The sequence below is a fragment of the Pseudodesulfovibrio sp. JC047 genome (genome assembly GCF_010468615.1).
Taxonomy (GTDB): domain Bacteria; phylum Desulfobacterota; class Desulfovibrionia; order Desulfovibrionales; family Desulfovibrionaceae; genus Pseudodesulfovibrio.
In genome coordinates, this window is the sequence record NZ_WUEH01000010.1 from 77908 (window position 1) to 91208 (window position 13301).

A 13301-nucleotide genomic window follows, 5' to 3' on the forward strand; every position below is an offset into this window, starting at 1 on the left:
ATGAAAGGAATATGCACCATGATGCTTGTCCTGTCCCTGATTTGCGGCATCTCCGGCGGCACGCTCGCTGTCTTGAAAGAAACGACCGCTCCGATCATCGAAGAACAGGAGTTGACCTATGTCCAGGCCCCGGCCATTGCGCTGGTTCTGGAGCATCACGACAACAACCCGATTCAGGATCGCAAAAAATTCGAAGTGGACGGCGCATCAGTCACGGTCTTCCCGGCCATGAACAATGGCGCGCCCACAGGCGTAGCGTTCGAGACCTCGGGCAAAGGGTATGGCGGCACCATCGGCGTCATGGTCGGATTCGACCTTGAAAGCGACACCCTGACCGGCATCGGCATCACCACATTGAAAGAAACACCGGGGCTGGGGATGCGCGTCACCGAACACGGATACACCACCCAATTCAAGGGCCATTCCATCGAAAACGTGACCCTGAGCAAAAACGGCGGGGACATCCAGGCCGTGGCCGGAGCAACCATCTCCTCCACGGGCACGGTGGCTGCCGTGCAGCAGGCTATCGCCATCTACAGAACCCTCAAAACACAATTGACGAACGGCTGGTCCTGACCGCTGTTCGCACAAGGATAGACACATGAGTAGATTGTGGAAGGAATTTTCCAAGGGCCTGACAACCGAGCTGCCGCCCTTCAAACTGGTTCTCGGACTCTGTCCGGTGCTGGCGGTCACCAAAACCGCATATAACGGGCTTGGCATGGGGCTGGCCGTCATCTTTGTCCTGACCCTGTCCAACCTGATGATTTCCCTGCTTCGGAAGGTCATCCCGGCCAAGGTCCGCATCGCCTGCTTCATCGTTGTCGCCGCCTCACTGGTCGTGGCCGTGGAACTGCTGATGCAGGCCTACGCCTACCCCCTCTATCAACAACTGGGCATTTTCGTCCCGCTGATCGTGGTCAACTGCATCATTCTGGGCCGGGCCGAGGCCTTTGCCTCGAAAAACGGGCCACTCCTCTCCATCGCCGACGGCGCAGGCATGGGCATCGGATTCACCATGTCCCTAACCTTTCTGGGAGGACTGCGTGAACTGCTCGGCACGGGCAACCTCTTTGGTGCCCACGTGGTCTGGGACGGATTCCAGCCCTTCGGCCTGATGGTCGAGGCGCCCGGCGCATTCATCAGCCTTGGAGTACTCCTCGCCCTGATGGTCTTTGTTCAAAACACGCAGCGCAGACGGCGCGGACTGGCATTGATCGAAGCACCGACCCATGACTGCAAGAGCTGCGGAGCGTGCAGCAACGCGCAAAAAGCCTAAGAGAGATACATCATGCAGGAATACTTTCTCCTCTTCATATCGGCCATCTTCGTCAACAATATCGTCCTGGCCCAATATCTGGGCAACTGCCCATTCATCGGCACGTCAAAAAACACTGGCGTGGCCGTCGGCATGGGATCGGCCGTGGTCTTTGTCATGGTCATGGCAACAGGCCTGACCTGGCTGGTACAGGACAAGCTGCTCGTCCCGCTGGGGCTGGGCTATCTGCAAACCCTGGCCTTCATTCTGGTCATCGCGGCCCTGGTGCAATTCGTTGAGATGTTTCTCAAAAAGATGATCCCACCGCTCTACAAATCATTAGGCATCTTTCTCCCACTGATTACCACCAACTGCGCGGTGATGGGTGTGGCACTCATTGTCCAACGTGAAGAATTCGGCCTGTTCAAATCGATGATGTTCGCCATGGCCTCGGGACTGGGCTTCATGCTTGCTCTGGTGCTGCTGGCGGGTATCCGTGAACGACTGGCGGTCCGCCGACTGCCCGTTGCCATGCGCGGCACCCCCATCGGACTAATCATGGCCGGGCTCATGTCGTTGGCCTTCTTCGCCTTCAAAGGCATGATCTAATGACAGACACTCGCCACAACGATTCGATCATCTGTCCATATTGCGACACCGACAAACGCATGAATAAAGGAATTTGACATGATCATAACTTCTGGACTGACGCTGTTTGGCATCGGCTTCGGAGCCGCAGCGATACTGGGCGTGGCCTCCAAGCTGCTCTACGTCAAGGAAGACCCACGTATTGCTCAAGTGGAAGATTTATTACCCGGTGCCAACTGCGGCGGATGCGGATATCCGGGCTGTTCTGGCTGCGCTGCGGCCATTGTCGCGGGCACGACCTCGGCCTCGACCTGCATTGTTGCCGATGGTGACGCCATAAGCGCCATTGCCGCCATCATGGGCCAGGAGGTCCTTGACCGAGAACCTGAATTGGCTATCCGCGACTGCACGGGCGGCACCCGGGCAGACACAGCCTTTCATTACGAAGGCGTACTGGACTGCCGGGCAGCGCATCAACTCTACGGCGGCAACAAGGAATGCCCCGAAGGATGCCTCGGACTCGGCTCCTGTGTCCGTGCCTGCCCATTCAACGCTATTGAAATGGGACCAAACCACCTGCCAATCATCAACCCGGAACTCTGCAAGGCCTGCGGTAATTGTGTGGAAGCCTGTCCGCGCGGCGTGATCCACGTCGCTGGCATGTCCGCCCGACTGCTCCATCTCAACCAAACCACGGACTGCCTGGCCCCCTGTCGCCAACGCTGCCCGGCACAGATCAACATCCCCAAATACATCGAACAGATCAAGGCTGGAGACTATGACGGCGCAGTCATGACCATCAAGGAACGGAACCCGCTGCTGGTCACCTGTGGCCGCGTGTGTCCGCGTCCCTGCGAGACCGAATGTCGTCGGCAACATGTGGACTCCCCTGTGGGAATCAACATGCTCAAACGCTTTGTGGCCGACCGGGAATTGCACTCCGGTTCACGGCTGTCCGTGCCCTGCGCCAAGGAGACCGGCAAACGGGTGGCGGTCATCGGCGGTGGGCCAGCGGGACTCTCCTGCGCCTACTTCCTGCGCCGACTCGGTCACAGTCCAACCATCTTTGACGCCATGCCCGCGCTGGGCGGCCAGACCCGATACGGCATCCCGGAATACCGACTGCCCAAAGCGGATCTGGACTGGGAAATCGAAGGTATTCTCAGCCTCGGTATCGAAGCGAAGCTCAACACCAGATTCGGTCGCGACTTCACACTGGAATCCCTCAAAAACGAGGGCTATGACGCCGTCTTCATCGGAATAGGCGCATGGCAGGCGTCCGGCATGTATGCCGAAGGCGAAGACCTGGACGGGGTCATGGGCGGTATCGAATTCCTCACCGCGCATGCATTGGGGCAAAAACCCGCAACCGGCAACAAGGTCATCGTGGTCGGTGGCGGCAATACCGCCATTGACGCGGCCCGAACCTGCGTCCGTCTCGGTGCCGAAGTCACCCTCATGTACCGACGCACCCGAAACGAAATGCCAGCCGATGTCGAAGAAATCGACGGAGCCGAAGACGAGGGCGTACAATTCAAATTCCTTGCGGCACCGGCACGCGTCATCGGCGATGCCAACGGCAAGGCCACCCATCTGGAATATTATGAAATGGAACTCGGCGAACCAGATGATTCCGGCCGCCGCCGTCCGGTCAAGAAGGAAGGGTCTGAACAGCGCATGGAGGCCAGTCTGATTATCCCGGCCATCGGCCAGAAACCGGACCTGACCTGCCTGTACGAAAACGGCGATCCAGAAAACTGCCCATTGGAAACCACTCGGTGGAAAACCATTGTGGCTGACCCGAACACCTTCCAGACCGCCATCCCCGGCGTTTTCACAGCCGGAGACGTCTTCACCGGCCCGGATCTCGTGGTCTCGGCCATTGGTGACGGTCGCAAGGCGGCCCGATCCATTCACTATCATATGACCCAAGGGTCCGTTCCCGTTTCCGAGACAACCCAGAAAACCATGATCCCGTACACCCTGTTCGATGAAGTCGATCTGGTGAAACAGAAAGAACGGGGTGTCATGCCCCACCTCTGCCACGGAAATGAACAGACCTGCACCTTTCATGAAGTAGAAGGTCCGCTGAATGAGGCACAAGCTTTGGCCGAGGCGGATCGCTGCCTGCGGTGTGGGCTGCTCTGCTACGACAAGGACATGGGTCCCGACACCAAAACGGCAGAACCAACGAAGCGAACCCGCTAAGACGAGAATCACACCACATGGTCACATTTTCGCCGTCGAGCTCACGCCCCCCCATCATTGCGAATACCGCGAAGCAACCGGCGAGCGAAAATGTGACCTACGGCTTTACAATACTGAAAAGATTGATTTATATTGGAAAAGCACCTAATTTGATCGATGTGATCGCAGGTGCATGTATCGGATAACAGGATGGAGGATGCTATGAAAATCGTCTGGGGCATCACTGGTGCGGGCGACCTGATGCCGGAACTTATTGACATCATGTCGGACGTCTCGCACGACCCCGACATCGAAATCACCGCAGTCTTGTCCAAGGCAGCCCATACGGTGATTCACTGGTACAAACTGACCGACCGTCTGAAATCCATTGCCAAACGGGTGTGCGTCGAAAAGGACGCGAACACCCCGTTCATTGCAGGTCCCATTCAAGTGGGCAAATACGACCTGTTTCTGGCTGCGCCATTGACGGCCAACAGCACGGCGAAAATCGCCCACGGCATTGCCGATTCGCTCATCACGAATTGCGTTGCCCAAGCGTGCAAAGGTGACACTCCGACCTATCTGCTCCCAGTGGACAGGCAAGTCGGCACCACGACCACCACACTCCCGGACGGCACCCCATTCACCCTGAAAATCCGGCCCGTGGATGTCGCCAACGTCGAAATACTCCGCACCATGGATGATCTCCACGTTCTGGAAGGACTGGACGACCTCCGACAGGTTCTTGCAGAACGACTGGGACGAGGCATCGGAGGAACACAATGAAAATCACTGTCACCGCTCACGCCAGACTCCATTTCGGTTTTACCAATCTGACGCCCGAACTGGGTACTGTCTACGGCAGTGTCGGGGTCGGGCTGAAGGAACCATTCACCCGCATCACCGCCACGTCGGCCGCTGATTTTTCCGTACACGGGCCACGGTCCGAACAGGTTGCTGAATACGCCACTCGACTGGCCAAACAGTATGGGATTGCATGGAACGCCCATTTGATGATCGAGGACACCATTGACCGACATTCCGGTCTTGGGTCCGGTACCCAGACGGCCCTTGCCACCGCAGCCGCACTGCTCCATCTGCACGGCATGGACTGCGACATTCGCACGGCAGCCGGTGCTCTGGACCGGGGACTTCGCTCCGGCGTGGGCATCGCAACCTTTGAATCAGGCGGATTCATTCTCGACGGCGGCCACCAGCGTCTGGACCGGCCAGAAGTCATTGTCCCCTCAAATGTGCTGGTCCACCACGATTTCCCGGAAGACTGGCATTTCGTGCTTTTCCTTCCGGCGGTCAAACCCGGTTTGTCAGGAAAAAACGAAGGGACCGTGTTTCATGAGCTGGGTGACACCCGCGCCATTTCCGATGCCATTTGCCGGACGGTTCTCCTGAACATGCTGCCCGCCCTGATCAACAAGGATATCGAAGCCTTTGGCACGGCCCTGACAGAGGTGGACACCTGGACCGGACATTTCTTCAACAAGGCCCAGGGCGGGACCTACCGGGAAGCATTGGCCCATGACGCGGTCGAGAACCTCCTCTCCGCCGGGGCCTACGGTGTCGGCCAGAGTTCTTGGGGTCCCTGCCTCTATGGTTTGGTAGACAGCCGAACCGAACAATCCGTGGTCCGCGCCGGCAAGGAATTCCTGACAGCGCACGGTCTGGACGGCACAGTCCGCGTGGTCAGGCCAAACAACTCGGGAGCGACAATCCGTGTGGACGACTGAGTCATCTACTTTCGGTTACCAAGGCAAGCAGTTCCCGGACCGCTTTTTCATAGCGGGACCCGGGGGCGACCTTGGCAATGACCCGGACATTTTCGCGCAACTGCTCCACTGCGGCCTGCCCGATCAAGGCGCACCGGGTGGACAGGACCAGACTTTCCAGAAAAAGCCCCTTGGCCCGATTGACAAGCGGTGCCGAATGGATTGCGCCATGGCCGACCACCTCGGCATCCAGCAGCACCATGTCACCGGTGTCATCCAGATGGGTCACCCGCATGGCAAGCCAGGAAGGGATTCCGGCAAGCACCGGACACCCTGCGGCGTCACCGCTCGAAAGGAATTCGAACTCAAGGGAATCCCTCCGGTTCAACGCCGCGTGCAAAACCACGGGGTCATCCACCGGATTCACCACGAAACAACGGTGGGCCTCAATAGCCTGCAAGGTGGACGATCCCTTGAAAAACGATCCCTTGAGGGTCATGCCGTCATCAGTCCACATCCCGAATGGTCCCACGGCCACCCGATCAACATTTCCGGCAGTGATGACCACTTCATAAATCCAGTGCCGATGAAAGGCGTGCAGGCAGGTGTCCTTCATTGATTTTCCTTGTTTTCCTTCAATGACCATCTGTTTTCAGAATGATGAAATCATGAAATATTCATGCAAAAAAAGCGAGATAAAATGCAACTTTTAGTCAGTATCGTCTCAAGTGACGAAGTCTCCGAAGCCGTGACCGGCACGGCTGACATCATCGATGTGAAAAACCCTCCCGAAGGATCTCTGGGAGCCGCTTTCCCTGACGTCATCCGCAGCATCCGTGAAAAAACCCCGTCCGACTTTCTGGTCAGTGCCGCCATCGGCGATGCCCCGCAACTGCCGGGGACCATGGCCCTTGCCAGCCTCGGAGCCGCATCCTGTGGCGTGGAATACGTCAAGGTCGGCCTGCTTGGGGCCAGAAATCTCGACGAAGGCATCGCCATGGTGCGCGCCGTGAGTCTGGCGGCCCGCTCATTCAACCCGGAAATCAAGATCATGGCCACGGGCTATGCGGACGGGCACACTGTCGGGTCAATCAGCCCCGAGGATCTGCCCATCGCCGCAGCCGAAGGGGGCGCAAACGGCTGCATGTTGGACACGCTCACCAAGGGGAAAGACACCCTTTTCTCCTTCATGGATATCCCCGCACTGGACCGCTTTCTGACCCATGGCCGCACACTCGGTCTGGAAACCGCGCTGGCGGGAAAATTACGCATGGATCACGCACCGACCCTGTGCGAACTCGGACCGGACATCGCTGGTTTCCGCTCTGCGGTCTGTGGCGGGGACAGGGCCAATGGTCGCGTCAACGCCAAGAGTGTCCGTCAGCTCAAATCCCTGCTCAACCCGGCCTGATTCGGGCATATTCGCGTTCCCCGAGCGGTTCCGGTTTCAAGCAACTGCGCAACTCGTTCGGGGAATCGCCCATTGACCACCCAGGTTGCGCAAGTGGCCTTTTCGAGCAATCCGGCCAGGAATCGATCCACCCCGCCGTTCCCGTTCACTCTGTCCACGCTGATATGCGTCAAAAATGCCGTATCGGATGACGGCGGAAAAGTTTCGTATAACCCGTCCACATCCTTGACCAGTATGAGCCGGTGCGCCTGTGCCTGCTGCGCAACCCACGCGGCAATGGAATCCGACGTCACATCCCACGAATGGGGCAACGGGTCATCGGCCCGCATCCAGTCATGCGGCAACAGCACGGGCACACGTCCCGCCCGAGTCACGGCTTGAACCTCGCTCAAGGATCGGACAATCCGGCTTCCGGGAATCAGGTCCGCCAACACATGACCATATTGATCCATGGCCAAGATGGCCATCCAATGGGCTGCCGTCTCTGATAAAGGATACCGCTCGTTGCACCGTCGAACCGCATCGGCAAAATCGCCACCGCCCGGAACCACGAGCAGGGGCTGCCGTGCGCCCATCTCGCCGAGCATGGCGCACAAGGCCATCAAACGATCGTGCCGGGTCTGACTCCCGCCGATCTTGAGAACGGTCACGGTCATGACCACACCGTTTGGGCCAACAGCCGCGCCGCAGCCAACGCGGGCAACACGACTTCCTGTTTCCGCTTTGGATCACCGGGGTAGAAAACAACATTCATGCCCAGCCGAGACCCGGCTTCGGCAGCCACAAAAGCCCCGCTCCCCGCCGCCAGGACCGTTTCAGGCCGCTGTTCGGAATCCACACCGGACAGCACCTGAAGCGCAGCCGTGACAACGCCGTGAAGCTGCGCCTCATACACGGCCCTCGCAATGCCTCGAATATCCGACAGACCGAGCATCTCGCTATCCGCGCACACCAGCCGGGCCAATCGCATGTGGGCTTCTTTCAACGAGGTCCCGCGCCCGTCAGCCGTGGCACAGGTGTATTCGGCTTCGGTGATGTGACCGAGTAAAAGATGCACATCAGCCATGAACGAAAACCGTTCGTCCGCCACACGGCACAGGTCCCCATGCACGGGCACGGTCTGGACCACGGTATTCGGGTTGCTGCGAAGTGCCCCGCAATACACGAGTTCCCCGTACCGAAGCCGATCGGTATCGGTTCTGCCCCTGGCTGCAACCCGACCATCGACCAGCGGAATGATATCCGAGGTCGTGCTGCCAATATCGATAAGCAACGCATTCGGGTGGGACTGGACTGCCAGCAAGGCCGAAGCCATCCAGTTGTTGGCCGCAAACCGCAAGGGGGCATCGATCTCCTGAGCCAACGGGACCCATTGGCCGGTCATCACGTCCAACACGAAAACCGCGAGATCGGGAAAGGCCTGTCGCACCGAAGCACAAATAAACGTCACGCCTTCCCGCTTGGTAACGAACGAATCACACAGTTCAGCGGTCAATGTCAGAGCGACAAACGCACAGGTTTCCGCGTGCAGTTCCCGCCCCAGTGCCAAGAGTTCCCCGACCAGCAGTGACGGGTCACGCCAGACTTCAAGCGGCGCACTGGCAACTCGGGCCGAAAACACGCCGTGCTGATCCCGATCCAGACGAGCCGCCTTTACATTGGCCCCGCCGATATCAAGTCCCAAAATCCCACGGGATTCAACCACGAGGACCTCCTTTATCAAATGAAATACTCCGCTTCGAGACCACATTCTCAGGCAACCGATCGAGGACAGCCGCATCAACCATCGCCTGTGCCACATTGAGGTCAAGAGATTGGGAAACCCCGGTATAGGCCACGGTCACCCTCGGATTGATCTCGATGACCACACAGGCATCATCAGTCAGGACCATATCGACTCCCACGAATCCACGCAGACCGGGAAGACATCCTACAGCCCCGGTTGCCATGTCCAACGCTGCCGAGGCCTGCGGATGAACCAGCGGTGTCATTCCCCCGCAATAGGTAAAGGGCTGCCCCGGCGTGATATGTTGCATGTTCAGACTCAGGGGCGTATTCTTTTTCCCGCTCACGAGCAGGCTTGCACTGGCCGTGACACCGGGCTGATATCGTTGCACCAGAAACTCGGATTGGCCATCCAATAATTGCATGGCCCGATCCAGATCACTGGTCGATGAAACCAGGCTGACGCCGTCGCAATCCTGACCGAAAATCGGCTTGACCACGACAGGAAACCCCATGTGTGCCACAACCGAACCGAGAGTCTCACGGGAAACCGGCATGGACTCGGGCATGGCGATGCCTGCCGTGCGCAGCAGTTGGCCACACTGTTTCTTGTCCGTGGCACGACGGATCGCTTCGGGAGCACTGCTCAGCAGTCGGCATCCTTGGGCCATGGCCCGTTGACTGAGGTCGGCCAAATAATCGCCCGCATCCGGTGCAATGACAAGGGCGAAATCAGCGCGGGAAGCAAGCGTGTCAAAGACGGCTTCCCAATCGCCGGACACAGTCAGAACTTCATCCGCCTCAACGGACAGATTCGGCTGCACACAGGTCATGGTCCGGCAATCGTCCACCCGGGAAAAATCCCGCAGGAGCGCGTTCAGCATGGCCAGCCCTTCGGGCAAAGCACTGGCGGCAAGCGGGGTGTCGGCCATGGCTCCGGCACTGAAAAATTCAAAAACAAACAGATTCATAATGGAGTTGTTCCCATGGAAATCATTCCGGTTATTGATATATTGAACGGACAGGCCGTGGCCGCCATTCGCGGCGAGCGGACCCGATACCAACCCGTCAACAGTGAAATAGTCGATTCGGCGGACCCCATTGCCGTGGCTCGCGCGCTGGAGCGTGTCACCCAGTGCCGGACCATGTACATTGCGGACCTCGACGCACTCCAGGGACGCCCCTGGCAACAGGATATCATTCGGGACGTGACCCGGACGGTGCAGTGTGAATGCATTGTTGACGCGGGAGTGAAAAATGCCACGGATGTCCGGACCCTGATGGAACTGGGTGTCGGCCGGGCCATTCTTGGGACCGAGACATTGCCCACCCTGTCCATGCTGGATGCAATGATCGAAGCCGCTGGCAAAGATCGGATTCTCCCGAGCCTTGACGTGCACAACACCAAAATACTCACCACGGCCCCGGAACTCAAGGACCTGCATCCGCTGGACGGTCTGGCTCGCATGATAGACATGGGTCTGAACACCTTCATCCTGTTGACGCTGGACGTGGTCGGTACGGGCGGTGGTCCGGACTGGTCCCTGCTCGAAGCGGCCATGCAACGGTTCCCGAACATCACCTGTCTGGCTGGTGGCGGCATCGCGTCACCAGACGACCTGCGAAAGGGAACCGCCCTCGGTCTCAAGGGAGGACTCACGGCCACGGCTCTGCACCGGCGTTGGATAACCACAGCCGATGCAGAGGCGGCCAGAATTGATTTAGCCTGATCCCTCAAGCACATACTCCACCAGGGCGGCACCGGCATCAACACCTGTGGCCGCCTTGAGTCCTGCCCAGGCCGGGATGGAATTGACCTCGATCACCCGGTACTCCCCGTTGGTGACCATGATATCCACTCCGGCGTACTCGGCACCGATGACCGAGGCGGCACGCAGGGCCATGTCCGTCATTTCCCGGTCGGGCGTCAAGGCAACACCTTTGGCCCCGACCGAGATATTGGTTTTCCAGGTCGTGCCCTGTCTGCGCATGGCGGCGATCACTTCGCCACCCACCACAAACAGCCGGATATCCTCATTCTGATGCTCCAGGAATTCCTGGAGATAATAAATGTATCCACCCAGCTCCAAGGCCTTGAAAACCCGATAGGCCACATCCGGGTCCTGAACGCGGGTCATGCCGCGCCCCTCGGCACCGAACAACGGCTTCACCACCACATCGCCACCCAATTCATGAAACGCGACCATGGCTTCGTCCACACGCTCGGTGACAATGGTCTTCGGGACAGGCAACCCCGCCTTGGCCAACAGCCCGAATGACAGATACTTGTCCGCTCCCCGTTCGATGGCAACAGGCGGATTGACCACCCGTTTTCCGGCAAGCACCAGAGTGTGCAGAATATCGAGACGATAAATGACCTGTTCCAGTGAACCACCGGGAACGCATCGCACAAAAACCACATCCGCATCAGCCAGTCGCCGGTCGTCCGTTCCCTGCCCCGCAAGCGTCGCCAGCGGGTCCTGTCCGGGTCTGGCCGTGATCCGGGTCATGGGCAGGCAGGGAGCCTTCACGCCGCGAGCGGCAAGGGCCTCCTGAAGCATGACCGTATGTTTACCGCCGTTCTTGCCGAGAATGACTGCCTTCATGACTCGCAGGACCTCGCGTACAATTCACCATTCACCGATCCCGCCGAAAAGACCCGACCGGTCCTGATATTATTCACGGTGACCTTGGCCGGACTGAACAGCATGGGATCGATCTTGTAGAAATCTCCATCATACCGCTTGAAGAGATCATAAAACAGGGTGCCATAATCCTTTGATGAACCGGACGGAACCATGTCGATGACCCGTTCCACGGCATCATCCTCGCAATCCACGGTATACCAGACCGAACCACCGTACAGCACGGCGTCGTTGGTCCGGCCAATGCCCCGAAGGTCATTCTTGGCCACCGGGGAAATCGGGCAGGTTCCATATCCGGAGACCACGGCATCGAGATCGAATCCCAATTCGTGCAATTTATGCATCCCGGTTTCCACCACTCTGGATGAAATCTGGACCGAACCGGCCATGGATGCCGTGGGAGCGATCACCATGCACAGGTTTTCCGGTGCCACCTTGCAGGCCGTGGCAACCGTTTCAGCCACGGTCTCAGTGGGAAGCGAGGTTCCCTCCAGCACAATGGCGGCCGAATCAGCGGTTTCGGAACACCCCAAATGCTCGAAAATAGGCTCGTGTGCATACAACATCCGGGCCGGCCCCGATCCCATGGCAAAATAGGATGACCCGGTGCCGTCATCATCCAGAGAAAGCGCCCATCCCGCATACTGGGACGCCATGCACCCCGCCTTGGGCCGATCAACAACCACTCGCACGCCGGGATAGACCGCGTCGCCAAGACGGACTTCACTCCATCCGACAGTACCGCATCCGGCCAGACACGCCTCCCCCATGAGCCGACCGGCTTCCAGCGAACCTGTCACCGAAAGCCCGGCATCCACCACGGTGGTCCCGTTGGACAAGGTATGCGCCGCCACATGCAAGGCGTCCGCTCGTTCAGCCATGAAGCGGATCAAACCGCAGGAGTGTTCATTCAGATTTGTTGAAAACAAGGATTTCCCCCTTTCCGTTCACGTTAGTATCGCCGACATACTGTCGGTATAGCCCGGATTCTACACCTTCGGGCAGGTCCCATCCCCATTCACGGAACTGCGTATAGAAGCAGTTGAGGAAAGAAGGGGAATAGGTGCAACTGACACCATACGACACTGGCAGTTCGCTGCAATCACCGAGGATGACAATAGTGCCGCGTCTGTTTCCGATGCCGGTACGCACTCCCGGATGTCCGAAAACGAAAAGTGTTCCGCCAATCATGCGCGCTCCCGCAAAGCCGTCCGCATCTCCACGCACGACGACCAGTCCACGCCGCATTCCCGCGCCAAGCTCTGGCCCGGCATTGCCGTCAATCACGAGCGTTCCCCGATTGACGCCTTTGGTCCGCCCCGGATACAGCCCACCGGCCCGACGGCCCGCATTGCCTGTTATCCGAATCCGTCCGCCACGCATCTGCGCCCCGGCATAGGCATCGGCAGAACCATCCACGAAGATGGACCCGCCCCGCATGAACGCTCCGAGGTCCCGACCGACATTCCCTCGAATCATCAATCGACCGTGGCGCATGGATTGCCCAATGCCGTGCACCAACGCCATATCGCCAACCAGTTCAACACCGTCGGTCTGTCCCGGTCTGATATGAAACAGCTCGCCCAGAGGGATTCGATCCTCCCCGGACATGACGGTCAGGCGCGCGATATCCTGTTCGGATTTTCCAGCCAGGACATCCGGGGTCAGGCACGGAGCCCTCAGAGGAATGGACAGTGGTGTCTTGAGGATGAGTCGGGTGCAGGCGTCCGTACCGCCTTCGGTCTCAGCCTGAAAATTCATGC

Annotated in this window: 15 protein-coding genes; 8 read left to right on the top strand and 7 right to left on the bottom strand. The window is 58.7% G+C overall.

Annotation, left to right across the window (positions count from 1 at the left end; genetic code table 11):
• From rnfG to GO013_RS08425, 6 genes are all read left to right on the top strand, one after another.
• Nucleotides 1–576, top strand: a complete 576-nt coding sequence (rnfG, locus tag GO013_RS08400) for an RnfABCDGE type electron transport complex subunit G (protein WP_163810076.1) — start codon at nt 1–3, stop codon at nt 574–576.
• A gap of 25 nt (nt 577–601) precedes the next feature.
• Entirely contained in the window at nt 602–1279 is a 678-nt protein-coding gene (locus tag GO013_RS08405) for an electron transport complex subunit E (protein WP_163810078.1), read from the top strand.
• A gap of 12 nt (nt 1280–1291) precedes the next feature.
• Nucleotides 1292–1867, top strand: coding sequence for an RnfABCDGE type electron transport complex subunit A (locus GO013_RS08410; RefSeq protein WP_163810080.1), 576 nt, complete (start codon nt 1292–1294; stop codon nt 1865–1867).
• 78 nt (nt 1868–1945) lie between these two features.
• Nucleotides 1946–4054: an FAD-dependent oxidoreductase gene (locus GO013_RS08415; protein ID WP_163810082.1), complete on the top strand. Its 2109-nt coding sequence runs from the start codon at nt 1946–1948 to the stop codon at nt 4052–4054.
• A gap of 201 nt (nt 4055–4255) precedes the next feature.
• Entirely contained in the window at nt 4256–4819 is a 564-nt protein-coding gene (gene afpA, locus GO013_RS08420; RefSeq protein WP_163810084.1) for an archaeoflavoprotein AfpA, read from the top strand.
• Entirely contained in the window at nt 4816–5778 is a 963-nt protein-coding gene (locus tag GO013_RS08425) for a beta-ribofuranosylaminobenzene 5'-phosphate synthase family protein (RefSeq protein ID WP_163810086.1), read from the top strand. The genes afpA and GO013_RS08425 overlap by 4 nt, the downstream gene beginning before the upstream one ends.
• Nucleotide 5779: 1 nt before the next feature.
• Here the strand turns inward: GO013_RS08425 and GO013_RS08430 are convergent, their stop codons facing one another.
• Nucleotides 5780–6373: a DUF447 domain-containing protein gene (locus tag GO013_RS08430; RefSeq protein ID WP_163810088.1), complete on the bottom strand. Its 594-nt coding sequence runs from the start codon at nt 6371–6373 to the stop codon at nt 5780–5782.
• An 84-nt stretch (nt 6374–6457) separates the two neighbouring features.
• Here GO013_RS08430 and GO013_RS08435 point away from each other — a divergent pair, with 84 nt between their 5' ends.
• Nucleotides 6458–7168, top strand: coding sequence for a (5-formylfuran-3-yl)methyl phosphate synthase (locus GO013_RS08435; protein ID WP_163810090.1), 711 nt, complete (start codon nt 6458–6460; stop codon nt 7166–7168).
• Here the strand turns inward: GO013_RS08435 and GO013_RS08440 are convergent.
• From GO013_RS08440 to GO013_RS08450, 3 genes are read right to left on the bottom strand one after another with little or no spacing between them, the layout of a single operon-like run.
• Nucleotides 7138–7824: a hypothetical protein gene (locus GO013_RS08440; RefSeq protein ID WP_163810092.1), complete on the bottom strand. Its 687-nt coding sequence runs from the start codon at nt 7822–7824 to the stop codon at nt 7138–7140. The two genes, GO013_RS08435 and GO013_RS08440, sit on opposite strands and share 31 nt — an antisense overlap.
• Nucleotides 7821–8873, bottom strand: a complete 1053-nt coding sequence (locus GO013_RS08445; RefSeq protein WP_163810094.1) for a hydantoinase/oxoprolinase family protein — start codon at nt 8871–8873, stop codon at nt 7821–7823. Before GO013_RS08445 ends, GO013_RS08440 begins: the two co-directional genes overlap by 4 nt.
• Nucleotides 8866–9864 carry an ATP-grasp domain-containing protein gene (locus tag GO013_RS08450; RefSeq protein WP_163810096.1) on the bottom strand — a complete coding sequence of 333 codons (999 nt, stop codon included), beginning with the start codon at nt 9862–9864 and terminating at the stop codon, nt 8866–8868. Before GO013_RS08450 ends, GO013_RS08445 begins: the two co-directional genes overlap by 8 nt.
• Nucleotides 9865–9879: 15 nt before the next feature.
• Here GO013_RS08450 and GO013_RS08455 point away from each other — a divergent pair, with 15 nt between their 5' ends.
• A complete protein-coding gene (locus GO013_RS08455; protein WP_163810097.1) occupies nt 9880–10623 on the top strand; it encodes a HisA/HisF-related TIM barrel protein in 744 nt (247 codons plus the stop codon).
• Here the strand turns inward: GO013_RS08455 and GO013_RS08460 are convergent.
• From GO013_RS08460 to GO013_RS08470, 3 genes are read right to left on the bottom strand one after another with little or no spacing between them, the layout of a single operon-like run.
• On the bottom strand, nt 10615–11499 hold the full coding sequence (locus GO013_RS08460; protein ID WP_163810099.1) for a RimK family alpha-L-glutamate ligase: 885 nt from the start codon (nt 11497–11499) through the stop codon (nt 10615–10617). The genes GO013_RS08455 and GO013_RS08460 overlap by 9 nt on opposite strands.
• The gene (gene mch, locus GO013_RS08465) at nt 11496–12467 is read right to left on the bottom strand and encodes a methenyltetrahydromethanopterin cyclohydrolase (RefSeq protein WP_203529467.1); all 972 of its coding nucleotides are present in this window, start codon (nt 12465–12467) and stop codon (nt 11496–11498) included. The genes GO013_RS08460 and mch overlap by 4 nt, the downstream gene beginning before the upstream one ends.
• Nucleotides 12445–13299 carry a formylmethanofuran dehydrogenase subunit C gene (locus tag GO013_RS08470; protein ID WP_163810101.1) on the bottom strand — a complete coding sequence of 285 codons (855 nt, stop codon included), beginning with the start codon at nt 13297–13299 and terminating at the stop codon, nt 12445–12447. Before GO013_RS08470 ends, mch begins: the two co-directional genes overlap by 23 nt.
• Nucleotides 13300–13301 lie beyond the last annotated feature (2 nt).

Excerpts from the sequence above, each read along its gene's own strand:
- GO013_RS08405 (WP_163810078.1), top strand. The coding sequence starts at position 602 with ATGAGTAGATTGTGGAAGGAATTTTCCAAGGGCCTGACAACCGAGCTG.
- GO013_RS08430 (WP_163810088.1), bottom strand. The coding sequence starts at position 6,373 with ATGAAGGACACCTGCCTGCACGCCTTTCATCGGCACTGGATTTATGAA.
- GO013_RS08440 (WP_163810092.1), bottom strand. The coding sequence starts at position 7,824 with ATGACCGTGACCGTTCTCAAGATCGGCGGGAGTCAGACCCGGCACGAT.
- GO013_RS08425 (WP_163810086.1), top strand. The coding sequence starts at position 4,816 with ATGAAAATCACTGTCACCGCTCACGCCAGACTCCATTTCGGTTTTACC.
- GO013_RS08435 (WP_163810090.1), top strand. The coding sequence starts at position 6,458 with ATGCAACTTTTAGTCAGTATCGTCTCAAGTGACGAAGTCTCCGAAGCC.
- GO013_RS08410 (WP_163810080.1), top strand. The coding sequence starts at position 1,292 with ATGCAGGAATACTTTCTCCTCTTCATATCGGCCATCTTCGTCAACAAT.
- GO013_RS08460 (WP_163810099.1), bottom strand. The coding sequence starts at position 11,499 with ATGAAGGCAGTCATTCTCGGCAAGAACGGCGGTAAACATACGGTCATG.
- GO013_RS08455 (WP_163810097.1), top strand. The coding sequence starts at position 9,880 with ATGGAAATCATTCCGGTTATTGATATATTGAACGGACAGGCCGTGGCC.
- afpA (WP_163810084.1), top strand. The coding sequence starts at position 4,256 with ATGAAAATCGTCTGGGGCATCACTGGTGCGGGCGACCTGATGCCGGAA.
- GO013_RS08470 (WP_163810101.1), bottom strand. The coding sequence starts at position 13,299 with ATGAATTTTCAGGCTGAGACCGAAGGCGGTACGGACGCCTGCACCCGA.
- GO013_RS08415 (WP_163810082.1), top strand. The coding sequence starts at position 1,946 with ATGATCATAACTTCTGGACTGACGCTGTTTGGCATCGGCTTCGGAGCC.
- rnfG (WP_163810076.1), top strand. The coding sequence starts at position 1 with ATGAAAGGAATATGCACCATGATGCTTGTCCTGTCCCTGATTTGCGGC.
- GO013_RS08450 (WP_163810096.1), bottom strand. The coding sequence starts at position 9,864 with ATGAATCTGTTTGTTTTTGAATTTTTCAGTGCCGGAGCCATGGCCGAC.